The organism is Streptomyces sp. NPDC092369 (assembly GCF_044755245.1).
Classification (GTDB): Bacteria; Actinomycetota; Actinomycetes; order Streptomycetales; family Streptomycetaceae; genus Streptomyces.
In genome coordinates this window covers 631,222-657,192 of record NZ_JBIVQP010000006.1, presented here as the reverse complement: position 1 = coordinate 657,192, position 25,971 = coordinate 631,222, and the positions used below count along the sequence as shown (strand labels likewise).

The 25,971-nt window shown below is 71.1% G+C and carries 26 protein-coding genes; 9 read left to right on the top strand and 17 right to left on the bottom strand.

The window, feature by feature from the left end; translation table 11 throughout:
- Positions 1 to 19: 19 nt before the first annotated feature.
- Positions 20 to 796: a phosphate ABC transporter ATP-binding protein PstB gene (gene pstB, locus ACIQI8_RS35020; protein ID WP_401715608.1), complete on the top strand. Its 777-nt coding sequence runs from the start codon at positions 20 to 22 to the stop codon at positions 794 to 796.
- A gap of 148 nt (positions 797 to 944) precedes the next feature.
- Here the strand turns inward: pstB and ACIQI8_RS35015 are convergent, their stop codons facing one another.
- Together ACIQI8_RS35015 and ACIQI8_RS35010 are read right to left on the bottom strand one after the other, a co-directional pair.
- Positions 945 to 1,943 (bottom strand): anion permease, encoded by a 999-nt coding sequence (locus ACIQI8_RS35015; protein ID WP_401715610.1) that lies wholly within the window; start codon positions 1,941 to 1,943, stop codon positions 945 to 947.
- Between the two features lie 7 nt (positions 1,944 to 1,950).
- Positions 1,951 to 2,571 carry a DUF47 domain-containing protein gene (locus tag ACIQI8_RS35010; RefSeq protein ID WP_048585568.1) on the bottom strand — a complete coding sequence of 207 codons (621 nt, stop codon included), beginning with the start codon at positions 2,569 to 2,571 and terminating at the stop codon, positions 1,951 to 1,953.
- Positions 2,572 to 2,772: 201 nt separating this feature from the next.
- Here ACIQI8_RS35010 and ACIQI8_RS35005 point away from each other — a divergent pair, with 201 nt between their 5' ends.
- On the top strand, positions 2,773 to 3,123 hold the full coding sequence (locus ACIQI8_RS35005; protein ID WP_402359614.1) for a metal-sensitive transcriptional regulator: 351 nt from the start codon (positions 2,773 to 2,775) through the stop codon (positions 3,121 to 3,123).
- Between the two features lie 34 nt (positions 3,124 to 3,157).
- Here the strand turns inward: ACIQI8_RS35005 and ACIQI8_RS35000 are convergent, their stop codons facing one another.
- The 10 genes from ACIQI8_RS35000 to ACIQI8_RS34955 form a co-directional block, all read right to left on the bottom strand.
- The gene (locus ACIQI8_RS35000) at positions 3,158 to 3,337 is read right to left on the bottom strand and encodes a hypothetical protein (RefSeq protein WP_123996602.1); all 180 of its coding nucleotides are present in this window, start codon (positions 3,335 to 3,337) and stop codon (positions 3,158 to 3,160) included.
- Between the two features lie 110 nt (positions 3,338 to 3,447).
- Positions 3,448 to 4,281 carry a hypothetical protein gene (locus tag ACIQI8_RS34995; protein ID WP_402359611.1) on the bottom strand — a complete coding sequence of 278 codons (834 nt, stop codon included), beginning with the start codon at positions 4,279 to 4,281 and terminating at the stop codon, positions 3,448 to 3,450.
- A 257-nt stretch (positions 4,282 to 4,538) separates the two neighbouring features.
- Positions 4,539 to 4,961 (bottom strand): NUDIX hydrolase, encoded by a 423-nt coding sequence (locus tag ACIQI8_RS34990; RefSeq protein ID WP_402359608.1) that lies wholly within the window; start codon positions 4,959 to 4,961, stop codon positions 4,539 to 4,541.
- Between the two features lie 25 nt (positions 4,962 to 4,986).
- The gene (locus tag ACIQI8_RS34985; protein ID WP_402359605.1) at positions 4,987 to 6,036 is read right to left on the bottom strand and encodes a CHAD domain-containing protein; all 1,050 of its coding nucleotides are present in this window, start codon (positions 6,034 to 6,036) and stop codon (positions 4,987 to 4,989) included.
- Positions 6,017 to 8,386 (bottom strand): RNA degradosome polyphosphate kinase, encoded by a 2,370-nt coding sequence (locus ACIQI8_RS34980; RefSeq protein ID WP_402359602.1) that lies wholly within the window; start codon positions 8,384 to 8,386, stop codon positions 6,017 to 6,019. The genes ACIQI8_RS34985 and ACIQI8_RS34980 overlap by 20 nt, the downstream gene beginning before the upstream one ends.
- Positions 8,387 to 8,565: 179 nt before the next feature.
- Positions 8,566 to 9,348 (bottom strand): hypothetical protein, encoded by a 783-nt coding sequence (locus ACIQI8_RS34975; RefSeq protein WP_402359599.1) that lies wholly within the window; start codon positions 9,346 to 9,348, stop codon positions 8,566 to 8,568.
- Complete coding sequence (locus ACIQI8_RS34970; RefSeq protein ID WP_402359596.1) at positions 9,345 to 10,337, bottom strand: ABC transporter permease; 993 nt, start codon at positions 10,335 to 10,337, stop codon at positions 9,345 to 9,347. The genes ACIQI8_RS34975 and ACIQI8_RS34970 overlap by 4 nt, the downstream gene beginning before the upstream one ends.
- A complete protein-coding gene (locus tag ACIQI8_RS34965; protein WP_402359593.1) occupies positions 10,334 to 10,648 on the bottom strand; it encodes a hypothetical protein in 315 nt (104 codons plus the stop codon). The genes ACIQI8_RS34970 and ACIQI8_RS34965 overlap by 4 nt, the downstream gene beginning before the upstream one ends.
- A gap of 428 nt (positions 10,649 to 11,076) precedes the next feature.
- Positions 11,077 to 11,982, bottom strand: coding sequence for an ABC transporter ATP-binding protein (locus tag ACIQI8_RS34960; protein WP_402359590.1), 906 nt, complete (start codon positions 11,980 to 11,982; stop codon positions 11,077 to 11,079).
- Complete coding sequence (locus ACIQI8_RS34955; protein ID WP_123996718.1) at positions 11,979 to 12,368, bottom strand: GntR family transcriptional regulator; 390 nt, start codon at positions 12,366 to 12,368, stop codon at positions 11,979 to 11,981. The genes ACIQI8_RS34960 and ACIQI8_RS34955 overlap by 4 nt, the downstream gene beginning before the upstream one ends.
- Positions 12,369 to 12,534: 166 nt before the next feature.
- Between ACIQI8_RS34955 and ACIQI8_RS34950 the strand changes: the two genes are divergently transcribed.
- Genes ACIQI8_RS34950 through ACIQI8_RS34930 form a run of 5 tightly spaced genes read left to right on the top strand, consistent with a single transcriptional unit; the run spans position 12,535 to position 16,916 of the window.
- Positions 12,535 to 13,086 (top strand): RNA polymerase sigma factor, encoded by a 552-nt coding sequence (locus ACIQI8_RS34950; RefSeq protein WP_402359587.1) that lies wholly within the window; start codon positions 12,535 to 12,537, stop codon positions 13,084 to 13,086.
- Positions 13,083 to 13,898: a zf-HC2 domain-containing protein gene (locus ACIQI8_RS34945; RefSeq protein WP_402359584.1), complete on the top strand. Its 816-nt coding sequence runs from the start codon at positions 13,083 to 13,085 to the stop codon at positions 13,896 to 13,898. Before ACIQI8_RS34950 ends, ACIQI8_RS34945 begins: the two co-directional genes overlap by 4 nt.
- A complete protein-coding gene (locus ACIQI8_RS34940; RefSeq protein ID WP_402359581.1) occupies positions 13,895 to 14,758 on the top strand; it encodes an ABC transporter ATP-binding protein in 864 nt (287 codons plus the stop codon). The genes ACIQI8_RS34945 and ACIQI8_RS34940 overlap by 4 nt, the downstream gene beginning before the upstream one ends.
- Positions 14,755 to 16,284, top strand: a complete 1,530-nt coding sequence (locus tag ACIQI8_RS34935) for an ABC transporter permease (protein WP_402359578.1) — start codon at positions 14,755 to 14,757, stop codon at positions 16,282 to 16,284. The genes ACIQI8_RS34940 and ACIQI8_RS34935 overlap by 4 nt, the downstream gene beginning before the upstream one ends.
- The gene (locus ACIQI8_RS34930) at positions 16,272 to 16,916 is read left to right on the top strand and encodes an ABC transporter (RefSeq protein ID WP_402359575.1); all 645 of its coding nucleotides are present in this window, start codon (positions 16,272 to 16,274) and stop codon (positions 16,914 to 16,916) included. Before ACIQI8_RS34935 ends, ACIQI8_RS34930 begins: the two co-directional genes overlap by 13 nt.
- 3 nt (positions 16,917 to 16,919) lie before the next feature.
- Here the strand turns inward: ACIQI8_RS34930 and mshD are convergent, their stop codons facing one another.
- Positions 16,920 to 17,846 (bottom strand): mycothiol synthase, encoded by a 927-nt coding sequence (gene mshD, locus ACIQI8_RS34925; RefSeq protein WP_402359572.1) that lies wholly within the window; start codon positions 17,844 to 17,846, stop codon positions 16,920 to 16,922.
- Between the two features lie 157 nt (positions 17,847 to 18,003).
- On the opposite strand from mshD, the gene ACIQI8_RS34920 reads away from it, so the two are divergent.
- Entirely contained in the window at positions 18,004 to 19,812 is a 1,809-nt protein-coding gene (locus ACIQI8_RS34920) for a bifunctional metallophosphatase/5'-nucleotidase (RefSeq protein ID WP_402359569.1), read from the top strand.
- A gap of 461 nt (positions 19,813 to 20,273) precedes the next feature.
- The gene (locus ACIQI8_RS34915) at positions 20,274 to 22,058 is read left to right on the top strand and encodes an ABC transporter ATP-binding protein (RefSeq protein ID WP_402359566.1); all 1,785 of its coding nucleotides are present in this window, start codon (positions 20,274 to 20,276) and stop codon (positions 22,056 to 22,058) included.
- Between the two features lie 24 nt (positions 22,059 to 22,082).
- Here ACIQI8_RS34915 and ACIQI8_RS34910 read toward each other — a convergent pair whose 3' ends face one another.
- From ACIQI8_RS34910 to ACIQI8_RS34895, 4 genes are all read right to left on the bottom strand, one after another.
- Complete coding sequence (locus tag ACIQI8_RS34910; protein ID WP_402359564.1) at positions 22,083 to 22,787, bottom strand: response regulator transcription factor; 705 nt, start codon at positions 22,785 to 22,787, stop codon at positions 22,083 to 22,085.
- Positions 22,788 to 22,831: 44 nt separating this feature from the next.
- Complete coding sequence (locus ACIQI8_RS34905) at positions 22,832 to 23,575, bottom strand: hypothetical protein (protein WP_402359561.1); 744 nt, start codon at positions 23,573 to 23,575, stop codon at positions 22,832 to 22,834.
- 119 nt (positions 23,576 to 23,694) lie between these two features.
- A complete protein-coding gene (locus ACIQI8_RS34900) occupies positions 23,695 to 25,152 on the bottom strand; it encodes an ATP-binding protein (RefSeq protein WP_402359558.1) in 1,458 nt (485 codons plus the stop codon).
- Positions 25,149 to 25,880 (bottom strand): response regulator transcription factor, encoded by a 732-nt coding sequence (locus tag ACIQI8_RS34895; RefSeq protein ID WP_123996621.1) that lies wholly within the window; start codon positions 25,878 to 25,880, stop codon positions 25,149 to 25,151. The genes ACIQI8_RS34900 and ACIQI8_RS34895 overlap by 4 nt, the downstream gene beginning before the upstream one ends.
- Positions 25,881 to 25,971 lie beyond the last annotated feature (91 nt).

The following is a 25,971-nucleotide window of genomic DNA, read 5'->3' as shown; positions in this document are numbered from 1 at the left end:
GAAAGAAGCAGTGATTTCCATGGCCAAGCGAATCGACGTCAGCGGCCTCAGCGCCTACTACGGCTCCTTCCGCGCCATCGAGGACATCTCGATGGCCATCGAGCCCCGCAGCGTGACGGCCTTCATCGGCCCGTCCGGCTGTGGCAAGTCCACGTTCCTGCGCACCCTGAACCGGATGCACGAGGTCACCTCGGGCGGCCGGGTCGAGGGCAAGGTCATGCTCGACGACGAGAACCTGTACGGCGCCGGGATCGACCCGGTGGCCGTGCGGCGCGAGGTCGGCATGGTCTTCCAGCGGCCCAACCCCTTCCCGACGATGTCCGTGTTCGAGAACGTAGCGGCGGGCCTGAAGCTGTCCGGCTCGTACAAGAAGAACGAGCTCAACGACATCGTCGAGAAGTCGCTCAAGGGCGCGAACCTCTGGAACGAGGTCAAGGACCGGCTGAACAAGCCCGGTTCGGGCCTGTCCGGCGGTCAGCAGCAGCGTCTGTGCATCGCCCGCGCGATCGCGGTCGAGCCCAAGGTGCTGCTGATGGACGAGCCCTGCTCCGCCCTGGACCCGATCTCCACCCTCGCCATCGAGGACCTGATCGGTGAGCTGAAGGAGCGCTTCACGATCGTCATCGTGACGCACAACATGCAGCAGGCGGCGCGTGTCTCGGACCGCACGGCGTTCTTCAACCTGGCCGCCGTCGGTCAGCCCGGCAAGCTGATCGAGATCGACGACACCGAGCGGATCTTCTCCAACCCGTCGGTCCAGGCGACCGAGGACTACATCTCCGGCCGCTTCGGCTGAGCCGAACCCGAGCCGGTACGACCCCTCACGGTGCTGCATGGCGGTGCCACCGTGAGGTCGATGAAGGGCCCGCCCCCGGCTCCCGGGGGCGGGCCCGTCGTCGTTGTCCGAAGAGCACCGGGGCCACTGCCCCCGGCGTCCAACAGGGCTACAGGAACGCCAGGTTCACGAGTCCGAACGACCCCGCCGCCACGAGCGCGGCCGCCGGCATCGTGATGAACCAGCCCAGGACGATGTTCTTGGCGACCCCCCAGCGCACGGCCTTCACGCGCTTGGTGGCACCGACGCCCATGATGGCGGAGGTGATGACGTGGGTCGTGGAGACCGGGGCCTTGAAGAGGTACGCGGTGGTGAACATGATCGCCGCGCCGGTCGTCTCGGCGGCGAAGCCCTGCGGGGGATCCAGCTCGATGATCTTCCGGCCCAGGGTGCGCATGATGCGCCAGCCGCCCGCGTAGGTGCCGAGGGACAGCATCAGGGCGCAGGCGATCTTCACCCAGACCGGGATCGGGTCGCCGTACGTCTCGTGGCCGGAAATGACCAGTGCCATCACCACGATGCCCATGGTCTTCTGCGCGTCCTGCAGACCGTGGCCAAGGGCCATGCCGGCCGCGGACACCGTCTGCGCGATCCGGAAGCCCCGCTTGGCCTTGTGCGGGTTGGACCGGCGGAACATCCACATGATCGCCGTCATGACGAGGTAGCCGGCCACCAGGCCGACCACCGGCGAGACGAACATCGGGATGACGACCTTGTCGAGCACCCCGTGCCAGATCACGTCGGTGCCGCCCGCGAGGGCCGCGCCCACCATGCCGCCGAACAGCGCGTGCGAGGACGAGGAGGGCAGGCCGAAGTACCAGGTGACCAGGTTCCAGACGATGGCGCCGACCAGTGCCGCGAAGAGGATGCCCATCCCCTTGGAGCCCTCGGGCGTCTCGATCAGGCCCTCGCTGACGGTCTTGGCGACACCGGAACCGAGGAAGGCGCCGGCGAGGTTCATCACGGCGGCCATGGCCAGCGCCGCCCGCGGGGTCAGCGCCCGCGTCGACACGGACGTCGCGATCGCGTTCGCCGAGTCGTGGAAGCCGTTGGTGTACGTGAAGAAGAGCGCGACCGCGATGGTCACGATGAGAGCGAAGGTGTCCATCGACGCCTCAGGACTCCTTGACGGCGATGGTCTCCACCGTGTTCGCCACGTGCTCGAACGCGTCGGCCGCCTCTTCCAGGACGTCCACGATCTGCTTGAGCTTCAGCACCTCGATGGCGTCGTACTTGCCGTTGAAGAGATGGGCAAGAAGCTTTCTGTGGATCTGGTCGGCCTGGTTCTCCAGGCGGTTGACCTCGATCCAGTACTCGGTGAGGTTGTCCATCGTGCGCAGGTTGGGCATGGCCTCGGCGGTCAGTTCCGCCGCCCGCGCCAGGACCTCGATCTGCTGCTCGACGCCCTTGGGCAGTTCCTCGACGTTGTAGAGGACGACGAGGTCGACGGCCTCCTCCATGAAGTCCATGATGTCGTCGAGGCAGGACGCGAGGTTGTAGATGTCCTCGCGGTCGAAGGGCGTGATGAAGGAGGAGTTCAGCTGGTGGAAAATCGCGTGCGTGGCGTCGTCGCCTGCGTGTTCGGCTGCCCGCATGCGCTCTGCGATCTCGGCCCGGCCGGCGGTGTCCGCCCCGAGCAGTTCCATCAGGAGTTTCGAGCCCGTGACGATGTTGTCCGCGGACGCGGCGAACATGTCGTAGAAGCTCGTCTCCCTGGGGGTCAGACGAAAGCGCACAAGGGGTCCTCGGATTGCATCGGTTTCGGTCAGGCTGATGCTAAGGGCATCATCCGGCCACGGCTAATGGGCCGCCCATCAGTGTCGCCCATCGGGCACGGTGATCAGCACGGGGGCAGTACCAAGGGCCCTATACCCAGCAAAGTTCGTTACCATATACCCAGCAGGGGTATGTGATCGCCCCGTGACACGGAGGACGCGATGACGACGACACAGGCCGGCGCCACGGCCCCCTCCGAGGACATCGAGAGCGGCGGCCACGAGCACGTCACGCACGGCTACCACAAGCAGAAGGACGAGCACCTCAAGCGGCTGCGCCGGATCGAGGGCCAGATCCGCGGCCTGCAGCGCATGGTCGAGGAGGACACCTACTGCATCGACATACTCACCCAGGTGTCCGCCTCCACCAAGGCCCTGCAGTCCTTCGCGCTGCAGCTCCTGGAGGAACACCTGCGGCACTGCGTCGCCGACGCGGCCGTCAAGGGCGGCGACGAGATCGACGCCAAGGTCGAGGAGGCCACGAAGGCCATCGGCCGCCTGCTGCGCACCTGAGCGCCCCGGCCCGACGGCCCGGACAGGCCCCAGGTCACCGGCCGACCGGCTCCTCGCGTTCCTCGGCCACTCTGAGCACCTCGTCGATGCAATCCATGCTGAGCCGGTCCTCGCGCGCGGCCGAGGCCGCGATGATCAGGTCCCCGCACAGCTCGATCTCGGCGAGGGCCACGTGGTCCTGAACTGCCGTACCGCCGACCGGAGCCACGTGCATCACCTCTTCTCTGCCGTCACCGACTTCCTAGAGTAGGGAGCGGCCTACACACCGCGCATGGCACGGAAGGGCTAGTTCTTGACGCCCGTCACTGAACCACGCGCCCGCCCTCATCCCTCTGCGATCTTCCCGGCGTAGATGTCACTCGCCTTCGGCAGGGATACGTCGACGGGGGCCCCGAAGTCGTACAGCAGCGTCGTCGAGGCCACCGCGACGGTACCTTTCTGACGGCCGTTGACGAAGCTGAACCGGTGTCTGACCTTGCGGATGCGGCCCGCGTCGTCGAGATAGACGTCGAAGGGCACCTCGGCGGTGGCGAACCCTTTCGCCGCCGCGGCCAGCGCGTCCCGGGCGCCCTGGCCTGCGCCCCGCGCGGCGAGTGTGAGGTCGGCCACGCCACGGTAGTGCCGCACCTCGGTGCCGGCCAGCTCCGTGCGGCCGAGGTAGGTCGCCGTGCGGGTGCCGCGCAGCAGTTCGGCGGCGGCGAAGGGATCGGTGGCACCGCCGGTCACGAGATTCCCGTCGGAGAGGGCGGCCGTCTCCACCCGGACCCACTTGTCGGCGGGGACGCCGGCGCCCCGGTTCTTCATGAACAGGGCGCCGGGTGCGAGGAGTTCGGTGATGGGGCGGTGCTCGGCGTTCCCGGCCGGGTCCTGCGGCAGCCGCACCTGGAGCCGGCCGACCTGCCTGCGGTAGTCGTAGACACCCTCGCCGCGGATGGTGACCCGGGTGCCGCCGGTGGCCATCTCCATCGACGTCCGCGCCTTCGAACTGCCCGCCTCCACCAGGTTTCCGGCGGCCCGGTGCAGGGTCCCGACCGGGTCGGACGTGCGGGCGTCGGCGGTGCCGTCGGCGCCGGAACAGCCGCTCGTGCCGAGACCGCCGAGGCAGACGAAGACCCCCGCGACGACCGCTCCGCCCATCCTGTGCTGGCGTTCCGCCATGGCCTGCTCACCCCCAGCCGGGCCGCCCGGCACGGACCCCTGTCGTTCCGCTTAACGAGGGGTGGGGGGTGCCGTCACGCGCATACCAGCCCTTTACTCAGGGTGGGTAGCGTGGTGATCGTGCCGCATCAGGAACACCGGACGACGACCGTCGAACAGGGCAAGTTCTGCTTCGCCCGCTGTGTCTGCGGATGGCGTGGTCCGGCCCGCAGAGCCCGCAGTCAGGCCCGGACGGATGCGGAGGTCCATCTCCACCCTCAGGCGTGACGCAGGGTGGTGAGCAGCTCGTCGACCAGGCCGCGGTCGCGGAACTGGGTCAGGCGGCTGCGGGCCGCGCCGGGGGAGAGCCACAGGATGCGGTCCACCTCGTCGTTCGGGGCGAACCCGCCGGAGCGGGCCTCGGCCGCCCAGTACCGCACCTGCTTGGGGCGCCCGCCCACGAAGTAGCGCACGGTGGACAGTTCCGTGCCCGGCTCCGCCGTGTAACCCGTCTCCTCGGCCACTTCGCGCAGGGCCGCCGCGAGCGGTTCCTCGCCGCGCTTCAGCTTGCCTTTGGGGTGGGACCAGTCGTCGTACTTCGGCCTGTGGACCAGGCACACTTCGAGCTCGGAGTCGACGGGGGAGTGCCGCCACAGCACTCCGCCGGCCGCCTGGATCAGGGTGTTGTCGGTCTGGGTCACCTGGCACGCACCTCCTGCTTCCGCGTCAACTGGCCCGTACTTCCTGCCGCTGCCATGCCTGCTGGAAGGCGAAACGGGCGCCCTCCACCTCGTGGCGCTGGTCGGCGTGGAGCACGCCGAGCGCGTAGGCCGTCGCGGGGGCGATGCGGGGGGTGCGGGCCGCCGAGGCCGCGGCGGCGGCCGCCTCCGAGGCGTCCCGGTGCCGGTTCAGGGCCTGGCCCGCGTCGAGGAGACGGATGTCGACCAGGGCGTTCTCGCCCAGGAGGACCTCGCGGGAGTAGCGGTGCAGGCGCAGCAGCAGGCGGACCTGGTGCCAGGGGGCGTCCTGCGGATGCGGGGCCGGGTCCGGGGAGAGGCCGTGGATCAGGGCCTCGGAGTTGTAGGGGTGCCCGGCGGTCACCAGCGGCAGTCCGGTCACGGCGTCGGTGAGCCGCTCGTGGGCCGCGGCGGCCAGCGGGCCGAGGTCGGCCCGGGCCGCGGTCGTGGTGAGCGGGACCTCGCTGGCCAGCACGGCGACCTTGTCGGCGACGGCGTGGAAGCGGGAGGAGCCGAGCGCCTGCAGGGCGGTGCTGTGGGCCCGGGTCCGGGCGAGGGTGAGCTGGCGTTCCAGGAGCGCGCCCGCCTTGGCCGCGCCGACGGTGAGATTGCCGCGCTCCGCGGTCGCCAGGTCGGACCGGGCGGCCGGGCCGCCCGCGGACTGCGCGGGGAGCACCGCGGCCCCCGACAGCCGGTGCAGCGCGAGCAGCAGCCGGTCCAGGCGGGCCGCGTACGCGTGCTCCATCGACAACGTGCCGGACAGCCAGGCGAGTTCGGGGCGCAGGTTCTCCGACCAGTCGGTCTCCAGCAGGGGACGGAAGGTGTGCAGACTGCCGCTGATGCGGCGGACCGAGCGGCGCAGGGCGCGCGCCGCGTCGACGGACTCCTCCGTGCCGTTCGGGCCGCTGCCGGTCTCCCGGTGCAGCCGCAGGGCGCGGAGGAACTCCGTGGCCTGGGCCCGCAGGTAGCCCGCGAGGGCGTCCCCGGTGGGGGCGGGCCCGGCCGTGGGGTCCGTCGGGTCAAGGTGTCGCTGTGCCACGCCGGCGCCTCCGGGCGTCTATGAGCATCTCCTGGACGTTCCTCAGGGGTTGGCCGTCCGCGTCGGTGGCATGCCGGGTCCACTCACCGTCCGGGCCGAGGTGCCAGGAGGAGGTGGTCTCGGACATGCCGGTCTCCAACAGCCGGTTCAGGGCTGCGCGGTGGGCCGGGTCGGTGACCCTGACCAGGGCCTCGATACGGCGGTCGAGGTTGCGGTGCATCATGTCGGCGCTGCCCAGCCACACTTCGGGCTCGCCGCCGTTGCCGAAGGCGAAGACCCGGGAGTGTTCCAGGAAGCGGCCGAGGATCGAGCGGACCCGGATGTTCTCCGACAGGCCCGTGACACCCGGGCGGATGGCACAGATGCCGCGCACCCACACGTCGACCGGTACGCCTGCCTGGGACGCCCGGTACAGCGCGTCGATGAGTGCCTCGTCGACGATCGAGTTGACCTTGATCCGGATGAACGCGGGACGTCCGGCACGGTGGTGCTGGACCTCCTTGTTGATCCGCGCGATCAGGCCGTCCCGCAGGGATTTGGGGGCGACCAGGAGGCGGCGGTAGGTCTCGCGGCGCGAGTAGCCGGAGAGCCGGTTGAAGAGGTCGGAGAGGTCCGCGCCGACCTGCGGGTCGGCCGTGAGCAGGCCGAGGTCCTCGTACAGACGGGCCGTCTTGGGGTGGTAGTTGCCGGTGCCGACGTGGCTGTAGCGCCGTAGCGTGTCGCCTTCCTGGCGGACTACCAGCGACAGCTTGCAGTGGGTCTTCAGGCCGACCAGGCCGTAGACCACGTGGCAGCCGGCCTCCTCCAGCTTGCGCGCCCACTTGATGTTGGCGTGCTCGTCGAAGCGGGCCTTGATCTCGACCAGCACCAGGACCTGCTTGCCGGACTCGGCGGCGTCGATGAGCGCGTCGACTATCGGGGAGTCGCCGGAGGTCCGGTACAGGGTCTGCTTGATGGCCAGGACGTCGTCGTCCTCGGCGGCCTGCTGGAGGAAGGCCTGCACCGAGGTCGAGAACGAGTCGTAGGGGTGGTGCAGCAGCACGTCCCGCTTGCGCAGGGCGGCGAAGATGTCGGCCGAGGAGGCCGACTCGACCTCGGCGAGATCGCGGTGCACCCCGGCGACGAACTTCGGGTACTTCAGCTCGGGCCGGTCCAGGCGGTGGATGCGGAAGAGGCCGGTGAGGTCGAGCGGACCCGGCAGCGGGTACACCTCGGCCTCGCTGATCTTCAGTTCGCGCACCAGCAGGTCGAGCACCTCGCGATCGATGGACTCCTCGACCTCCAGGCGCACCGTCGGCCCGAAGCGGCGCCGCATGAGCTCCTTCTCCAGCGCCTGGAGCAGGTTCTCCGCGTCGTCCTCCTCCACCTCCAGGTCCTCGTTCCTGGTCAGCCGGAAGGCGTGGTGCTCCAGCACCTCCATGCCGGGGAACAGCTCCTCCAGATGGGCGCCGATGACGTCCTCGATGGGGACGTAACGGCCCGGGGAGCTCTCCAGGAAGCGGGACAGCAGCGGCGGCACCTTCACCCGGGCGAAGTGCCGCTGGCCGCTGACGGGGTTGCGGACGCGGACCGCGAGGTTGAGCGAGAGACCCGAGATGTACGGGAAGGGGTGCGCGGGGTCGACGGCCAGCGGGGTGAGGACCGGGAAGATCTGGTGCCGGAACAGCGTGAAGAGGCGGGCCTGCTCCTTCTCGGTCAGCTCGCTCCAGCGGACCAGGTGAATGCCCTCCTCCGCGAGCGCGGGGGCGATGTCCTCGTGGTAGGTCGCAGCGTGCCGGGCCATCAGCTCACGGGAGCGGGCCCAGATCATCTCCAGGACCTGGGTGGGCTGGAGTCCGGAGGCGGAGCGGGTGGCCACACCGGTGGCGATACGGCGCTTGAGTCCGGCCACCCGGACCATGAAGAACTCGTCCAGGTTGCTGGCGAAGATCGCGAGGAAGTTCGCCCGCTCCAGGAGGGGCGTGTTCGGGTCCTCGGCGAGTTCGAGGACGCGTTCATTGAACGCCAGCCAGCTGCGCTCCCGGTCGAGGAAGCGGCCCTGCGGCAGTTGGGGCCCGTCGTACGGCGACTCCTCGTACTCGTCGAGGTCGGCGTCGATGTCGGGCTCCAGGTCGGAGACCGCGGCGGACACCGTGTGCGGGCGGTGCGCGGCTATGGAGCCCACGGAGGGCTGCGCGTGCTGGACCTGTGCCTGGGGGTTCGGCTGACTCATGGACCCATTCTTCCGCGCCACCGGCCTTACGGGCGCGTCGGAGGCGGCGGGCCGGAGTGCGGCCAGGGGCAGCAGGGCGTCCCCGTTGCCCGCGGTCGCCTCTGGGGGCGGCGAAGGCTCTGGCACGGTGGGCGTCATTGGCCGAGGGTCGCAAGCCCGTCTGAACCGTTGGTTACGGCGACATGGCGTGCGGGATATCGCGAGGCGGCTCCCGGGCGGCCGCGTCGGCGGCCGGGGCGTCATGGCCCGCTGACAGGTGCCTTCGGAGAGTACGTACGTCCCTCCCTCCGTGGAAGGGACGTACGCGAACCGGCACCTCAGGCCGTACGGCGGCGCAGGGTCCAGAAGGCGGCCGTCGTCGTGAGGGCGGCGATCGCGAGGAGGATGCCGGTCTCGACCAGGTTCATGGGCCAGAAGTGGGACGCGGGGTGTTCCCCTGAGGAGGAGGGCTTCTTGGGCCACAGGTCCGTGCGGTGCTTCTCCAGGTACTGGTTGAGCGCGATCATCACGGCGACCGAGACGGCCAGGGCGGGCAGCGAGCGGGGCAGGAGCAGCGCAGTGAGAGCGCCGACCGCGAGGGCACACAGGCTCCAGGCGACCAGGGCCGGGCCGCGGGCGGCGAAGACGTCGTCGAAGGTCCAGTCGTCGCCCACCAGGTCGCGGTGCGCGGCCCAGGCCCAGCGGAAGACGAGGACGAAGAGCGTGCCGCCGAGCAGCAGCGCGAGTGCGGGGACGGCGAGTTTGGCGGCGAGCCAGCGGGTGGGGGTGACGCCCTGGGTCCAGGCGAGGCGGGCGGTGCCGCTCTCCAGTTCGCGGCCGATCAGGGAAGCGCCGGCCCAGGCGGCGACTCCCCAGAAGCTGTAGTAGGCGAGGGTGCTGATCCAGCCCAGGGGTGAGGCGTAGTCGCCGGCCGGGAGGAAGGTGGGGTCGCAGGAGCGGGTGATGACCCGGCAGCTGTTCAGGTCGGCGCGTACGGAGTCCGCCGTGACCTCGGTCAGCCACACCAGGCCGCCGACGGTGCCGAGGACGAAGACGGCCCACACGATCAGGGCCGTGCGGTGCAGGCGCAGCACCAGGCGGGGCAGGCGGGCGGCGGTCATGCGGCGGTCCGGCGCTTGAGCAGGCGGAACAGGGCCAGGGTGAAGAGCGCGGCGACGGCGAGGAGCAGGCCGGAGGTCATCAGCTGGAGGGGCCAGAAGTGGGACGCCGGGTGGTAGTCCTTGTAGAAGGAGACGGCGTCCAGCTTGGTGTACAGCACATGGCACTCCCAGGAGATGTCGCTGCCGCAGTAGGGGTCGGCGAGCCGGGCGCCGGCGGAGGTCAGCAGGCCCGAGTCGACCTGGAGGCCGGAGCCGGTGGGGCCGTTGTGGTCCAGGCCGGTGACGCTGGTGACCGTGGGCCACAGGTGGGGCATGGCCGTGTGGCCGGCGAACCACAGGGCACCGGTGAGGACCGCGCCGCCGCCGAGCGCGGCCAGCGAGCGTCCCGAGACGAGGCCGATGAGCGCGCCGCCGGCGAGGCCGGCCAGGGCCAGGGCGACCGGTACGGGGCCGTTGGCGTAGAAGGTCTCGAAGCTGTACCAGGGCTTTGCCGTGTCGATGCGGCCGTCGCCCGCGGACCACGCGCGGTGGTGGAGCAGGACGAGCAGGCCGGTACCGGCGGTGACCAGGACGGCGGGGGCGGCGAGCTTGGCGGCCAGCCACCGGGTGGGGCGGATGCCCTGGGTCCAGGCGAGGCGGGCGGTGCCGGTCTCCATCTCGCGGCCGATGAGGGAGCCGCCGGCCCAGGCCGCGGCGGCGAAGGGCAGGAACAGGACGGCATACGTCGTGTAGTTGTAGACGTCCTTGTAGCGGACGATCGCATCTTGGTCGTAGTGGCAGGCATGGCCCATGCGGCAGGCGTCGTAGTGGCGCCAGGCCGCCCCGGATGCGTCGGTGAGGGGGCCTCCCAGCCACAGCAGGGCGGCGGCGAGTACGACGATGACGGCGGCCCAGGTCCACAGGGCGGGCCTGTGCAGCCGGACCAGCCACCTCAGCAGGCGGGGCGATGCGGGGTGCCCGGTGTTCACGGACACGGACAGGGCGGTCATATCGAGGCCTTCGTGTGATGGAACGGGATGGAGATGGGCGCCTTTACGGCCTCGGCTCCGCCATCGGCCTCGAAGCTCCCACCCGCACCACCCGTGCGGATTTCGTTGTCGGGTGCGGGTGGCCCCTGCGGGGCGAAATCGCCGTCGGCGACCGCGGGTTCGAGGGCGGGGGCGGGGGCGGGGGTGGGGGCGTGAGCGGGAGTGTGCGCGGGCGGGGCCACGGCCGCGGGGGTGGGTGCGAGGGCCGCTGCGGAGGTGACGCCGGGAGTGCGCGCGAGGTCGGCTGCGGACGTGAGGCCGGAGGTGCTCACGAGGTCGGCTGCGGACGCGGGGGCGGGAGTGCGTGCGAGGCTGGCTGCGGGCGTGAGGCCGGGAGTGCACGCGAGGTCGGCTGCCGACGTGAGGCTGGAGCTGCGCACGAGACTGGCTGCGGGCGCGAGACCGGGAGTGCGTGCGAGGTCGGCTGCGGACGCGGGGCCGGGAGTGCGCGGGAGGCCGGAAGTGCCCGAGCGGCCGGCTCCGGACCCGAGGCTGGAAGCGGCTGCGGCTCCAGATTCGAGCGGCGCTTCGGCCGCCGAGACGGGCGCGACGGGTGCAACGGGCGCGACGGGCGCGACGGGCGCGACGGGTGCAACGGGCGCGACGGGTGCAACGGGGGCGACGGGTGCGACGGGTGCGTCCCCTCGCTCGGTCGTGCCGTGGGTTGCCGACCCGTCCCGGGCACGGGCTGTCGGTGTTCTCATGCCGCCGCCTTCTCCTGCTGGGCCCCCGTGGTGTCCGTCGCCCCCGGATTGCGCAGGTAGGCCAGGACCAGTTCCTCCAAGGAGGGCGTGGTCGGGTGGAGGTCCGGCGGGAGAGGGCCCGACGTGCGGAGCAGGGCGGTCAGTTGGCGGCCCGTCGTGCGGGACTCGATGACCCCGTGCGGGTCCAGGGACGTGGCCGCCGGTCCGGATACGCGGGTGTGGGCCGTCAGGACGTCGTCTATGTCGCCGGACAGGCGGACGCGCCCGGCTCCGATCAGGAGGAGGTGGTCGCAGGAACCCTCCAGTTCGGCGACCACATGGGAGGACATGACGATCGTCGTGCCGTGCTGGGCCGCCTGGGACATGAGGACGCCCATCAGTTCGTGGCGGGCGAGGGGGTCCAGGTCCGCCATCGGCTCGTCCAGCAGCAGGAGGTCAGGGCGTTTCCCCAGGGCCAGGGCGAGAGCCACCCGCGTGCGCTGGCCGCCGGACAGGGCGCGGATGCGGGACTTCGGGTCGAGGTCGCCGTCGGACACGATCCGTTCGCCGGTCGGCGCGTCCCAGTGGCCGGGGTTGAGGTCGGCGCCCATGCGCAGCGTCTCGGCGACCGTGAGCTGCGGATAGAGCGGCTTGTCCTGGCCTACGAAGCCCACCCGGGCCCGCGCCGACGCGGGGTCCGTGCCGAGGACCCGGATCGTGCCCTCGGTCGGCACCAGCAGCCCGGCGGCGAGGGCGAGCAGCGTGGACTTGCCCGCGCCGTTGTGGCCGACGACGGCGCAGACCCGGCCGGCGGGCAGCCGGAAGTCGCAGCCGCGCAGGGCCCAGGCGGGGGACAGCCGGGCCCGGCCGAAACGCTTGCCCAGATCGGTCGCCTCCATGGCGAGGCCCGCGGTGTCGGTCATGTGAGGTCTCCCTGGAAGTGCTTCTCGAGTACAGCGGTGAAGAGCGCGGCCATGTCGTCCCGGTCCAGGCCGGCCTCGCGGGCCTTCTCGGCCCAGGCGTCCAGCTCGTCGCGGAGCGGGGACTCGGCGGCCGGGGCGGTGCCCAGCGAGCGCCGGACGAAGGTGCCAAGGCCCCGCCTGGCCTCCACCAGACCCTCGCGCTCCAGCTCCCGGTAGGCCTTGAGGACCGTGTTGGGGTTGATCGCGGTGGCCTCGACCACCTCGCGTGCGGTGGGCAGTTTGTCCCCTGGTTCCAGCAGGCCGAGACGGAGGGCCTGCTTGGTCTGCTGAACGATCTGGACGTAGGTGGAGACGCCGGAGCGCCGGTCGATGCGGTACTCGACCACCCGTTCCACCACCCTTTCACTAATTGAGTAGTGAAAGGGTGGTGGGGTGGAGGGTGTCCTGTCAAGCCCGGTCGGCCGGCGCGGTCGGAACAGCGGTCGGAACAGCCGTCCGAAAAACAGTCGTGGTTTCGTGAACCGGACGGGACGCCCGCTGCGAAGAGGAGACGTGAGCGAAACGAGAAGCGACGCGGAGCTGCTGCGGGCCATCGCAGCGGACGCGGACCGGCGCGCCTTCGAGGAGCTGTACCGCCGGTACGCCCCCTGGCTGACCGCCCGGCTGCGCGGCCGCTGCGCCGACGCCGGGATCGTCGACGACGTCGTACAGGAGACGTTCCTCGCGGTGTGGCGCGGCAAGGCCCGCTACCGGGAGGAGGCCGGCACCGGGGACGCGGCCGGGTGGCTGTGGCGGATCGGGTCGCGGCGGCTGGTGGACGCGCTGCGCGGCGACGGCGCGCGCGGCCGGCTGCGGCAGGCGCTGGCCCGGTTGCGCCACCGCGACGAGGCGTCCGCCGAGGAACGCGTGCTCGCGGGGGTGGAGCACGGGGACCTGGCGGGCGCGCTCGTCCGGCTCTCGCCGGAACTGCGGGCGGTCCTGCAGGCCACGGTCATCGACGGGCTGACCACCCGGGAGGCGGCCGTCCTGCTCGGGATCCCGGCCGGCACGGTCAAGACGCGGGCGATGCGCGCCCGCAAGCAACTGCGGGAGGCGCTGGCATGACATGGCATGTGGATGCCGAGGACCTACGGGCCTACGCCCAGGGCGAGTTGGCGCCGCCCCTGCTCTGGTCCGCCGACACGCACCTGACCGGGTGCGCCGAGTGCCGGGGCGTGCTGGCCTCCGTGAGCGAGGGCGTGGACGCCGGCTGGGAGCGTATCGACGCCGAACTCGACGCGCCTCAACCGGGCCTGTGGGAGCGGGCGTTGGTGCGGGTCGGGGTCGCCGACCACACCGCGCGGTTGCTGGCGGCCACCCCGGTGCTGCGCCGCTCCTGGCTCGCGGCGGTAGTGTTCGTACTGATGGCGACCGTGGGCGTGGTCCACACGGCCGACTCGCCCACCGCGTTCCTCGCCCTCGCGCCGCTGCTCCCGCTCGCCGGGGTCGCGCTCGCCTACGGGCCCGTCCTGGACCCGACGTACGAGATGGCGGTCGTCTCGCCCGTGCACGGGTTCCGGCTGCTGATGATCCGTACCGTCGCCGTGCTGGTCACCGGGCTCGGGCTCAACTTCCTTGCCACGCTCGCCCTTCCGGCCTACGGGTTGCGCGCGCTGGCCTGGCTGCTGCCCGCCCTCGCGCTCACCGCCACCGGGCTCGCGCTCACCCCGCGGCTCGGGCAGGTTCTCGCGCCCTCGCTGGTCGGCGGGGTGTGGGTCGGCCTGCTCGTCCTGGCCCGGTCGAGCGGTGACGGATCGCTCGTGCAGTTCACCGCCGCCGGACAGGGTGCCGCCGCCGTGGTGGCCGCCCTCGCCGCGGGCCTGCTCTTCCTCGCCCGCGACCGCTTCGACGTCTTCTTCTCCAGGAGTGCCGCATGACACCGACCGTCTCCGCCTCGGGGCTTACCCTCCACTACGGCGGTACCCGCGCCCTCGACGACGTGTCGCTGCGGCTGACCCAGGGTGTCACCGGGCTGCTCGGGCCCAACGGGGCCGGAAAGACCACCCTGTTGCGGGTGCTGGCCACCGCCGTGTCCGCGGACCGCGGCGCCTTCACCGTGCTCGGGCACGACCCCGGCAGCGCGGCAGGCCGGCAGGAGGTGCGGCGCGTGCTCGGCTATCTGCCGCAGACGCCCGGCTTCCACCCGGACTTCACGGCCTTCGAGTTCGTCGACTACGTGGCGATCCTCAAGGAGTTGACCGACCGCGCCGCCCGCCACCGCGAGGTGCGGCGCGTGCTGGACGAGGTCGACCTCGCCGACGTGCGCGGCAAGCGCATCAAGAAGCTGTCCGGCGGTATGCGGCAGCGGGTCGCGCTCGCCGCCTCCCTCGTCGGCGACCCCGGCTTCCTCGTCCTGGACGAGCCGACCGTCGGCCTGGACCCCGAACAGCGCATGAGGTTCCGGGAGTTGATCGCCCGGGCCGGCGAGGGCCGGACCGTCCTGCTGTCCACCCACCAGACCGAGGACGTGGCGATGCTCTGCCACCGCGTGCTGGTCATGGCCGCCGGCACCGTCCGCTTCGACGGCACCCCTGCCGAACTCACCGCGCGGGCCGCCGGACACGTGTGGAGCAGCGCGGAACGCGACCCCGGAGCGAAGGCGGGCTGGCGCACCGGCGTCGGCTCCTTCCGCAACGTCGGCGACCCGCCGCCCGGCGCGGACCTGCTCGAACCCAGCCTGGAGGACGGCTACTTGCTCACCCTGGACGGCATGAGCGCGGAGGTGGCGGCGGCATGAGCGCGGTACTGACCCACGAGACTCCCGTGGCCGTGCGGACCCCCGGCCCTCGCCGCACCTGGGCGGCCGTGATCGCCCTGACCCTGTTCGAGGCGCGCCGACTGCTGCTCCGTATCCCGGTGCTGGTGGCCTTCGCCGCCTACATCGGCTGGACGGTGTGGCGTGCCCCCGACTTCGAGGACGGCTTCCCCGCCCTCCAGGACGTCGACCGGGCCACCCAGGCCGCCCCGCTGCTCGTCGCCCTCGCGGTCCTGCTGTCCGTCAACCACGCGGTGCTGCGCTCCCAGCGGTACGACACGGAGCGCCACTTCCAGGTCCTCGTCCTGGCGCCCGGGTGGCGTACGGCGGCCCACGCGCTCTCCGTCGTCGCGGCGGCGCTGGTCACCGGCCTGGTCGTGCTGGGCCAGTTCGGCTGGGCGGCCCTGCAGCCGGGCGCGGTCGGCGGCGGCTCGCCGGGCGAACTGCTCGTCGGACCGCTGACGGTGCTGCTGTTCGGTGCGATCGGCGTGCTGGAGGCCCGGCTGCTGCCGTCGGCCATGGCCGCGCCGCTGGCCATCGTGCTGCTGCTCTTCCTGTTCGTCGCCGGGGCGTTCCCCGCCGGGGGCGGCGAGCGCGGGACGCGCTGGCTGGCGCCGATCGTCAGCGAGTCGAGCAGCACCACGCTGCCCTCCGACCTGATCGGCCGCCCGGCCGCCTGGCACGCCCTCTACCTCGCCGGAGTCGCCCTGACCGTGGCGCTGCTCGCCGTCCTGGTCGCCGGGCGCAACCGGCTGGTCGGTGTGGCCGCCGCCGGGGCGCTCGCCCTCACGGTGACGGGCGGTGTCGCGCAGACCGCGGACCTCCCCGCCCGGATCAAGACGGCGCGCGAACAGGCCACGAACGCGCCGGAGAAGACGCAGAAGTGCGTCGAGCGGGAGGGTTCGACGTACTGCGCGTTCCCGGACTGGACGGCACGGACCGCCACCTGGGCGAAGGCCGCGGACCGGGTCAGGTCCCTGGCGGGCGGCACGGCCCACGACCAGCCGCTGGTCGTACGGCAGCGGATCGAGGCCCGCTACGGCCTCCAGGCCGACGGCGCGATCGCCCCCGCCACCGCACCCCACCAGGTCACCGTCGGCACCGCCTGGGGCGGCAACCGCGTCCCCGAGTTCTCCGTCGCCGTGGCCGGTGTGCTGGTCGCGGGCGACGAGAAGGCGGCGAGTTCGCTGTGCGGCGGCCGCATGGTGACCGTCATGTGGCTCGCCCTGGCCGGGCAGGACGACCCGTTGCGGTCCATGCGCGACGTCCGCCTCGACGACAGCGTGACCGGCTCCGCCATCGTCGTCTCCCAGACCGAACCGCTGTCCATGGGCGCGGCCCAGACAACGGTCGTCCGCGAACTGCTGGGCAAGCCCCGCGAGACGGTCGCCGCCCAAGTGAAGGCGCACTGGGCGGAGTTGACCTCCCCCGAGCTGACGTCCGCGCGCGCCGCCGAGCTGCTGGGTGTGCCGGCACCCAAGGAGAAGGACGAGAAGTGCGAGTCCTGATCCGGCAGTTGACGCTCCCCGTATGGCGGACCCTGCCCTGGCGGGCGTTGCTGGCGAGCGGCGTCATGGCCCTGCTGCTGGCCGCGATACCCCGCATGGCCGACGACCCGTCCACCTGGCTGACCGTCAACCTCCTGCGCACCGCCGCCCTCGTCCTCGCCCTCGGCCTCGCCTTCGTCCTGGACGACCCGGCCCGGCACACCACCGCCGCGGTGCCGGTACGGCGACCGGTACGGTCCGGGCTGCGGCTCGCGCTGGTCGCCCCGGTCCTCGCCTCGTGGTGGACGGCGGTGCTGCTGCTCGTACCGTCGTCCGTCCGTCCCCCGGTCGCGGACATCACCCTGGAGGCGGGAGCGGCCTTCGCGCTCGCGCTCGCCGGGGCGACGGCCGCGATCCGGCTGACGGACCAGGCGGAACCGGGCCAGACGGTCGCGGCCGGCCTTTTGGTCCTCGCGATCCTCACCCCGCTGCTGCTGCCGGAGAGTTGGGCACTGTTCGTGGCGGTGGAGGACAAGAGGTGGGCGGCGGCGCACGAGCGGTGGGCGGTGCTGTTGGTGGGGGCGGCGGTGGTGTGGGGGTTGTGCATGCCGGAACGGATCAAGCACCGCTCCGCATCCCCCGTGCTCCGGTGACGCTCACGTCTCCGTGCGGTACATCAGGTCCGTCTCGTACGTGACGAACCCCAACCGCTCGTACACGGACACCGCAGCCTTGTTGTCCGCGTCCACATAAAGCATCGCCGTCGGCAACGCCTGACCCGCGAGATGGCGGAGCCCGATCGTGGTCAGGGCCTTGCCAAGACCCCCGCCCTGCGCCCCCGGCCGCACCCCGACCACGTACACCTCACCGAGCCCCTCCTCCGCGTGGACCTTCGTCCAGTGGAAGCCGATGAGTTCGTCGTCGCGGAAGGCGAGGAAGAACCCGGCGGGATCGAACCACGCCTCGGCCATCCGGTCGTCGAGGTCCCGCTGGGTGAGGGACCCCTGTTCGGGATGGTGGGCGAAGGCCGCGGAGTTCACCGCGAGCCAGGCCGAGTCGTCCGCGCCGGGACGGAAGGTGCGGACGGTGACCCCGTCGGGCAGCACCGGGTCGGGCAGGTCCAGGTCGGTCAACGGGCGCCGCATCTGCCGCAGTTCGCGGAAGAGAGTGAGCCCGAGGACCTGCGCGAGATGCCGCGCCGCGGAGTGGCCGCCGTGGGCCCACACCCGCAGCCGCTTGCCGGAGGCGCCGAGCAGCGCGGAGCCCAGCGCCCGCCCGTGCCCGTGGCCGCGGTGCGCGGGGTGCACGACCAGCTCGGCGGCCGGCGCCTCCACCGGGTCGGTGTCCTCCAACTGCGCGTAGCCCACGAGCTCGTCGCCGACGCTCAGCAGCAGATGCGTCACGCCCGTGCGCTCGCCGCCGCGCAGTTGGAGCCGCCCCTGTTCGGACACCGCCTGCTGTCCGTCCTGCCGGGCGGCCTCGGCGAGCAGCGCGAGCACCGCCTCGGTCTGCTGCGGGGAGAGCGCGGTGAGGTTCTCGATGGTGCGGGCCCGGTCGGATCCCACGGTGTCGTCGCTGGTCATGCGTACGAGGGTAAGCCGAGGACCCGGCAAAGTGGCCGCAAAGGGGAGGGCAAAGGGAAACCAGGATGTAACCCGGAAACCCCTGTCGCGCTACGCGCGTTGACCCTAGGCTGCGGCCGGAACGGGCCACTACCTCAGCAGACCCACAGGGGGGCGCATGCCAGCCACTTCCCAGCCGAACCCGCGTCGCAGACGGGCGTACCGCCTCCTGACCGCGGCCGCCGCGCTCGCCACCGTCGGCGCCCTCGGAGCGGCGATCCCGGCGGACGCGCACGACAGCGGGCACGGTCACCACGGCACGCCGAAGCCGAGCCGCTACCAGGACGTCCAGCTGCTGTCCTTCAACGACCTGCACGGCAACCTGGAGCCCCCGGCGGGCTCGTCGGGCCGGGTCACCGAACTCCAGGCGGACGGCACGACGAAGACCATCGACGCGGGCGGTGTGGAGTACCTCGCCACGCACCTGCGCGAGGCCCGCAAGGGCAACGCGTACTCGGTGACCGCGGCCGGCGGCGACATGGTCGGCGCCTCCCCGCTGATCTCCGGCCTCTTCCACGACGAGCCCACCATCGAGGCGCTCAACAACCTGGACCTGGACGTCACCTCGGTCGGCAACCACGAGTTCGACGAGGGCGCCAAGGAACTGGCCCGTCTGCAGAACGGCGGCTGCCACCCCACCGCGGGCTGTTACACGGACAAGAAGTTCAAGGGCGCCGACTTCCCCTACCTCGCCGCGAACGTCCTGGACGAGAAGACCAACAAGCCGATCCTGAAGCCGTATTACGTCTGGAAGAAGAAGGGCGTCAAGATCGGCTTCATCGGCGTGACGCTGGAGGACACCCCGGGTGTCGTCTCCGCCGAGGGCGTGAAGGGCCTCAAGTTCAAGGACGAGGTCGAGACGATCAACAAGTACGCCAAGGAGCTGCAGAAGCAGGGCGTGAAGTCGATCGTGGCGCTCATCCACGAGGGCGGCCTGCCGGCGTCCGGCGCCTACAACTACAACTGTGACGCCTCGGGCGCGGGCAGCGGCATCTCCGGTCCGATCGTCGACATCGCGAAGAACATCTCGCCGTCGGTCGATGCCCTGGTCACCGGCCACACACACGCCGCGTACGTCTGCACGATCCCCGACCCGGCGGGCAACCCCCGTATGGTCACCTCGGCCGCGTCCTTCGGCCGCCTCTACACGGATACGACGCTCACCTACGACCGTCGCACGGGTGACATCGCCCGTACGTCGGTGAAGTCGGCGAACCACGTGGTCACCCGGACCGTCCCCAAGGCGGCCGACATGACCAGCCTGATCAGCAAGTGGGGCACGCTCGCCGCCCCCATCGGCAACCGCGCGATCGGCTACATCTCCGCCGACGTCCCCAACACCGGCACCGAGTCCCCGATGGGCGACCTGATCGCGGACGCCCAACTGGCGCACGGCAAGGCGCTCGACGCGGAGACCGACCTCGCGCTGATGAACCCGGGCGGGGTCCGCGCGGGCCTGACCTACGCGACCACGGGCGCCGAGGGCAACGGCGTGGTCACGTACGCCGAGGGCTTCACCGTGCAGCCGTTCTCCAACACCGTGAACCTGCAGAACTTCACCGGCGCCCAGCTGATCCAGGTGCTCAAGGAGCAGGTCAGCGGGTCGAACGCGAGCGCGCCGAAGATCCTGCAGCCGTCCGCCAACCTCGCCTACACACTGGACCTGACGAAGTCCGGCGCGGACCGGGTCGTCACGGACTCCATCAGGCTGAACGGCGCGGCGATCGACCCGGCCGCCACCTACCGCGTCGCCACCAACAGCTTCCTGGCGGGCGGCGGCGACGGCTTCACCACGCTGGGCCAGGGCACGAACGACCTGGTCGGCGCGGACGACCTGACGGCCCTGGAGCAGTACCTGACGGCCAACTCGTCGGCGAGCAGCCCGCTCGCCCCGCCGACGCCGAGCCGGATCACGATCGTTCAGTAGTCTCTCGCTTCATCCGAAGGCGGCCGCGTTTTTGCGCGGCCGCCTTCTGCGTGTGCGGCATAAAACCTGTGTGAATGCGGGTTCGGTTCCGCCCTTCCGCTGAGAGTTTCATTTCAGAGGCAATTCCTATCCATCCTTATTGAGGTCTAAGGCGAAAAGGCTTTTTTGGCTTCGGAAATCCCGTAGTGTTTTCCATGTCGAGAACGAACGACAACACGAAAGCCAAACCGAAGGAGAGAGTCATGAGCTTCCACAAGATCGTCCCGGTCAAGAAGTCCCGCAAGCCCGCTCCGGCCCCCAAGAAGCCGGCGCCGAAGAAGCCCGCCCCGAAGCGCCCCGTCGCGCACAAGGGCTGAGGCCCGCCACGAGGCGGGGTCACCGGTCGGAGAGTCGCCCGACCGGGGCCCCGCCTCGGCCATGTCCGGCGCCGAGTCCGCCGTAGGAAAAGGGAGTTGCAGAGCATGAGGGAAGTGCGTGAGGCCTTTCGGCGCTTCTGGCCGCTGACCCGCGGCGATCGCGGATGGCTGCTGGTGGTCATCGGATGCGTGGTGCTGTCCGCGCTCGCCGAGACCGCCTCGATCCTGCTGTTCGCCGACCTCACCGACAACGCCCTCAAAGCCGGTTCGCTCTCCGCGTTCTGGGGCCCGGCCGGCGCCTGGCTGGGCGTGGCCGCGCTCGGCGCGCTGGTCGGTTATCTGGGCAACTCGCTCGCCACCTGGACCGCGGAGAGATTCGTCCTGCGGCTACGGGCGGGCGTTTTCCGTCATGTTCAAGACCTGCCCCCGGACTTCTTCCAGAAGCACCGCCAGGGCGATCTCGTCGAGCGGCTCACCGGTGATGTCGAGGCCATCGAGCAGATGGTCGTCTCCGGTGTCGTCGGCACGGTCTCCGCGCTCTTCTCGGCGGTCTTCTATTCCTGCGCGGCCCTCTATCTGCGCTGGGACCTGGCCCTTGCCACCTTCGTCCTGGCGCCCCTTTTCCTGCTCGCCGCGCGCCGCTTCTCCGGCCGGATCCGCACCGCGTCCCGGGACGAGCGGGTGGCGGACGGCGCGATCACCTCGGTCGTCGAGGAGTCCCTCGGCAACGTCGTCCTCACCCAGGCCTACAACCGCCGCCGCGACGAGGAGAAGCGGCTCGACGTCGAGGCCCGCGCCTGGATGAGGGCATCGGTGCGCGGGGCCCGACTGAGCGAGTTGTACGAGCAGTTCGTCGAGGTCGTGGAGACGCTCTGCGTGCTCATCGTGATCGGCCTCGGCGTGTGGGAGATCTCCGCGGGCCGCATGACGCTCGGCCAACTCCTGGCCTTCGCCGCCTTCATCGGCTACCTCTACCCGCCGGTCCGCAGCCTCGGCCAGCTCGGCCTCACCCTCACCGCCGCGACCGCCGGCGCCCAGCGCCTGAACGAGATCCTCGACACCCGCCCGGCCGTCACCGACCCCACCGAACCGGTCGCCGAGTGGCCGGTGAACGGCTGGGTCGCCTTCCACGACGTCTCCTTCCGCTACCCGCGGTCCCTCCGCGCCTCCTTGCGCGATGTCACCTTCCGCGCGGCACCCGGCGAGCTGGTGATCGTCACCGGGGCGAGCGGCGCCGGCAAGTCGACCCTGTCCAAACTGCTGACCCGCTTCTACGACCCCTCGCAGGGCGTGATCACCCTGGACGGCGTCCCGCTGCGCGACCTGCGGCTGGAGTTCCTGCGCGAGAAGGTGGCGCTGCTGCCCCAGGAGACGCTCATCCTGAACGGCACGATCCGCGAGAACATCGCGTGCGGCCGCCCCGGCGCGAGCGACACGGAGATCGAGCGGGCGGCCCGCGAGGCGGCGGCGCACAACTTCGTCACCGCCCTGCCCGAGGGCTACGACACCCACCTCGCCCCCGGCACGGCCGTCCTCTCCGGCGGCCAGCTCAAGCGCGTCGCCATCGCCCGCGCCATGCTCCGCTCCGCCCCGGTCCTCGTCCTGGACGAACCGACGGCAGGTCTGGACGCGGTGGCCGCCCGCCAAGTGGTGCAGCCCCTGCGCACGTTGATGGCGGGCCGTACGACGATCATGATCACGCACGATCTGAGCCTCGCGCCGGACGCGGACCGCATCCTGGTCGTCGACCGGGGCCGGCTCGTGGAGTCCGGCACCCACAAGGAACTGCTGGCCGGCGGCGGCGCCTACGCGAGCCTGGCCGAGCCGCTGCCGGACGCGGTGGCGGACCTGCCGCCGACGGTGGACGAGACGATGATCCTCAGGTGGTGAGGCGGGCGAGGCTCCCGGCGACCGTTAGCCGGTGACCTTCAGCGAGTAGCCGAGCCCCCGCACGGTCTGGATGAGCCGCGGTTCGCCGCGGCTCTCCAGTTTGCGCCGCAGGTACATCACGTACACGTCCAGCGTGTTGGACGTCGGCTCGAAGTCGAAGCCCCAGACCTCCTTGAGGATCTGCGACCGGCTGAGCACCTTCGCCGGATGCCGCATCAGGTATTCGAGGAGCAGGTACTCGGTCTTGGTGAGCCCGAGCGGCCGGTCGCCCCGGGTGACGGTCCGCGTCCGCAGGTCCATGGCGACGTCCTGGAAGTCCAGCCGCTGATCCCGCTTCGGCTCGGCGACGGCCCCACGCGGGGCACGGCGCAGCAACGCCCTTACCCGGGCGAGGAGTTCCTCGGTGGCGAAGGGCTTCATCAGGTAGTCGTCGGCGCCGTTGTCGAGGGCGACGATCCGGTCGCCGACCGCGTGCCGTCCGGTGAGCATCAGGATCGGGACCATGCACCCGGAGGCCCGGATCCGCCGCGTCGCGGCCAGCCCGTCCAGCTCCGGCATGGTCACGTCCATCAGCACGAGATCGGGCTCGCCCTCGGGCACCCCCATCAGGTCGAGAGCGGCCCGGCCGTCCCCCGCGAGGACGGTCTCGTACCCCTCGAACCTGAGAAGCCGACCGACCCCGTCGCGCACGTCCTCGTCGTCATCGGCCAGCAGAATCTTCCGTGCCATTCGAACACGGTGGGGTGGGGGGCTGTGCGGGACCTGGCAGGCGGTTATGGGTGAGCTGGGGGAACGGGCGGGGTCTCCCGCAGATACCAGGGGACCTGGGACTCCCAGCGCCAGTGCAGCAGGGCCGCGAGCAGGGCGAACGCGGCGAGCGGGATGCAGAGAAGCAGGAGGAGGGGGCGGGTGTCGGCGCCGCTCAGCAATTCCCACAGCATGAACAGGACCATGGCGAGCAGCACGAACAGCGCCCCGTTGAACGCCCGCACCCACGCCGTACGGTGCCCCGCGCGCCGCCGGACGCGGTCCTCGGCCTCGGGCCGGGACTCCCAGCCGGTGCCGCGGTGCCGGGCGGCGGCGGTCCGTAGATCGTCGACCTCGGCCTCCAGGTCCGGCCACTGCCAGTCGTCGAGCCGGACGAGTTGGAGACGGCGGCCGTCGTTGTCGTAGAGGTAGGTCAGCAGCCTGGGGCCGTCCTTGCGCCGCGTCGGCGCGGGCTCGATCCGGATGGCGTAGACGTCCTGCCAGGCCCGCCGCCGCACACGAATCGCACCGCGCGCGCTGATGCCGTCGGCCCGTACGAAGGTCCGCCCGCGCCAGTACCCGAGCCCGGCCGTGCCGATCAGGGCCAGCGTGGCTCCCAGGAAGAGCGCCCTGGCCCACCCGGGCATCGTGGAGTCCCGCAGGGTCGAACTCACCAGGTAGCCCAGTGTGATCACCAGAAACCCACGCCTGCTCCACGACATGGGTCTTCGCCGCCCGTACTCGCGCTCGACACCCCCGCTGTCGGACACCCCGCACCCCACCTCACCTCGACATCCGGCCGGATGATCGTACGGCGGGGCGGGGTGGCTCAACAGGCCCGCGCCACAGGGGCACGCGCGGATCCAGCCGGCCTCGGCGCAGGCGAGCGCTACTGCGGATCAGCCGGCGGCGGTGTCGGCGCCCCCGGCACCCGTACCGTCGCCACCGTGCCGCCGCCGGGGGCGCGGGCCAGGGTGACCTCGCCGCCGGCCTGTTCGATCGTGCGGGCGACGATGGACAGGCCCAGGCCCGAGCCGGGGAGGGCGCGGGCGCTGGGGGAGCGCCAGAAGCGGTCGAAGACGTGCGGGAGTTCCTCGGCGGGGATGCCGGGGCCGTGGTCGCGGACGGTCAGTACACCGTCCTCGAGCTGCACCTCGATCGTGCCGCCCTCGGGGCTGAACTTCACCGCGTTGTCCAGGATGTTGACCACCGCCCGCTCCACCGCGGACGGCTCCGCCCGGACGTACCAGGGCTGGAGGTCGGCGTTGATCGTCAACTCCGGCCCCCGCAGCCGGGCCCTGCGCAGCGCGGCCTCGACGGTGTCCTGCATCGACACGTACTGCACGCGCTCGCCCCGCTGGCCCTCCGACCGCGACAACTCCTGCAAGTCGCCGATCAGGGAGGCCAGTTCGGTCATCTGTGCCTTCACCGAGGCGAGCAGCGCCTTGCGGTCCGCCTCGGGGATGGGGCGGCCGGTCTCCTCGCTGCGGGTGAGGAGTTCGATGTTCGTACGGAGGGAGGTGAGCGGGGTGCGCAGTTCGTGCCCGGCGTCCGCGATCAGCTGCTGCTGGAGCTCGCGGGAGCTGGCCAGGGAGGAGGTCATCGAGTTGAACGAACGGGACAGCCGGGCGACTTCGTCCTCACGGTCCTCGTCGACAGGGATCCGAATACTCAAGTCCTCGGTACGGGCCACGTGTTCGACGGCCTCGGTGAGCTTGTCGACGGGGCGCAGTCCCGCACGAGCGACGGCGAGTCCGGCTGCGCCGGCGCCGAGGACTCCGATGCCGGATACGAGGAGCAGGATCAGGGCGAGTTCGTTGAGGGTGGATTCCGTGCTCTTCAGCGGGACGGCGAACTGGAGAGCGGTGTCCTTGACGATGTAGCGGCCGCTGGGGCCCTCCACGACCAGAGCTGTGGTCAACACGCGCACGGCAGCGCCGTCGCCATCCGTTCCGTTGCGCAGCGTGATGGTGTTGATCTGCGGATTTTTGGCCACCGCCTCATCGCTGCTGGTGGTCTTCAACAAGGTTGTGGATCCGCCGTACAGGCATGCCTTGCCGTCGGACTTGACCAGTTGGGAATAGCCCTTGAACCGAGACCCGAGACCGAAGGTGTCTGTTGGCGACTGAGGACAGGTGGCCAACGCAGCCGCGATCTGAGCCTCCGGCAACCCACGGGGAATGCTCGACTGCAAGTCGTTGTCGAGCTCGTCGTACAACTTCCCCTGCACGATGAACCAACACGTAACCGAAACCGCCGCCACCGCGAACGCGACCGCCGCAGCGACCAGCATCGACAACCGGGCCCGGATCGGAAGAGCCCGGAGCCGGCGTAGAACCTTCCTCACTCCGCCCCACCCTGCCGCAGCACGTACCCCACTCCACGAACCGTGTGCACAAGCCGCGGCTCGCCCCCGGCCTCGGTCTTCCGGCGCAGGTACATCACGTACACGTCCAGCGAGTTGGACGACGGCTCGAAGTCGAAGCCCCAGACCGCCTTCAGGATCTGTTCCCGCGTGAGCACCTGACGCGGGTGCGCCATGAACATCTCCAGGAGCGTGAACTCCGTTCGGGTCAGTTCCACCGGCCGCCCCGCCCGCGTCACCTCCCGCGTCGCCAGATCCATGCGGAGGTCCGCGAAGGTGAGCGCCTCGTCCTCCTGGGCGGCGCCCGCGGCGGCGGCGTAGGAGCTGCGCCGCAGCAACGCGCGGATGCGGGCGAAGAGTTCGTCGAGTTCGAAGGGCTTGACGAGGTAGTCGTCGGCGCCCGCGTCCAGCCCGGTGACGCGGTCGCCGACCGTGTCACGGGCGGTCAGCATGAGGATCGGAGTCGTCGTGCCGGCGCCCCGCATGCGGCGTGCCGCGGTCATGCCGTCCATGCGCGGCATCTGGATGTCGAGGACGACCAGGTCGGGCTGGTAGGCCGTGGCCTTCTCCAGTGCGTCCGCGCCGTCCACGGCGACCTCGGTGTCGTACCCCTCGAAGGCGAGGCTGCGCTGAAGTGCTTCGCGCACCGCCGGCTCGTCGTCGACGATCAGGATGCGCTGGGGGTCACGGTCGCCATCGGCGGGGCTCATGGGCTTCGGATTCCTCGGGTGCGGTGGGACGACATGGGCTGATTCTCATCAGCCTCGCATGTTTCCCTGCGGGCGCGTAAAGGGCGGAGCG

What these genes read in the sequence shown, in the direction of transcription:
- ACIQI8_RS34935 (WP_402359578.1), top strand. Translation starts at nt 14,755, where the DNA reads ATGAGCGCGGTACTGACCCACGAGACTCCCGTGGCCGTGCGGACCCCC.
- mshD (WP_402359572.1), bottom strand. Translation starts at nt 17,846, where the DNA reads ATGACCAGCGACGACACCGTGGGATCCGACCGGGCCCGCACCATCGAG.
- ACIQI8_RS34940 (WP_402359581.1), top strand. Translation starts at nt 13,895, where the DNA reads ATGACACCGACCGTCTCCGCCTCGGGGCTTACCCTCCACTACGGCGGT.
- ACIQI8_RS35000 (WP_123996602.1), bottom strand. Translation starts at nt 3,337, where the DNA reads ATGCACGTGGCTCCGGTCGGCGGTACGGCAGTTCAGGACCACGTGGCC.
- ACIQI8_RS35015 (WP_401715610.1), bottom strand. Translation starts at nt 1,943, where the DNA reads ATGGACACCTTCGCTCTCATCGTGACCATCGCGGTCGCGCTCTTCTTC.
- ACIQI8_RS34910 (WP_402359564.1), bottom strand. Translation starts at nt 22,787, where the DNA reads ATGGCACGGAAGATTCTGCTGGCCGATGACGACGAGGACGTGCGCGAC.
- ACIQI8_RS34970 (WP_402359596.1), bottom strand. Translation starts at nt 10,337, where the DNA reads ATGACCGCCCTGTCCGTGTCCGTGAACACCGGGCACCCCGCATCGCCC.
- ACIQI8_RS34920 (WP_402359569.1), top strand. Translation starts at nt 18,004, where the DNA reads ATGCCAGCCACTTCCCAGCCGAACCCGCGTCGCAGACGGGCGTACCGC.
- ACIQI8_RS34995 (WP_402359611.1), bottom strand. Translation starts at nt 4,281, where the DNA reads ATGGCGGAACGCCAGCACAGGATGGGCGGAGCGGTCGTCGCGGGGGTC.
- ACIQI8_RS34975 (WP_402359599.1), bottom strand. Translation starts at nt 9,348, where the DNA reads ATGACCGCCGCCCGCCTGCCCCGCCTGGTGCTGCGCCTGCACCGCACG.
- ACIQI8_RS34895 (WP_123996621.1), bottom strand. Translation starts at nt 25,880, where the DNA reads ATGAGCCCCGCCGATGGCGACCGTGACCCCCAGCGCATCCTGATCGTC.
- ACIQI8_RS34980 (WP_402359602.1), bottom strand. Translation starts at nt 8,386, where the DNA reads ATGACGCCCACCGTGCCAGAGCCTTCGCCGCCCCCAGAGGCGACCGCG.
- ACIQI8_RS34915 (WP_402359566.1), top strand. Translation starts at nt 20,274, where the DNA reads ATGAGGGAAGTGCGTGAGGCCTTTCGGCGCTTCTGGCCGCTGACCCGC.
- ACIQI8_RS35005 (WP_402359614.1), top strand. Translation starts at nt 2,773, where the DNA reads ATGACGACGACACAGGCCGGCGCCACGGCCCCCTCCGAGGACATCGAG.
- ACIQI8_RS34960 (WP_402359590.1), bottom strand. Translation starts at nt 11,982, where the DNA reads ATGACCGACACCGCGGGCCTCGCCATGGAGGCGACCGATCTGGGCAAG.
- pstB (WP_401715608.1), top strand. Translation starts at nt 20, where the DNA reads ATGGCCAAGCGAATCGACGTCAGCGGCCTCAGCGCCTACTACGGCTCC.
- ACIQI8_RS34945 (WP_402359584.1), top strand. Translation starts at nt 13,083, where the DNA reads ATGACATGGCATGTGGATGCCGAGGACCTACGGGCCTACGCCCAGGGC.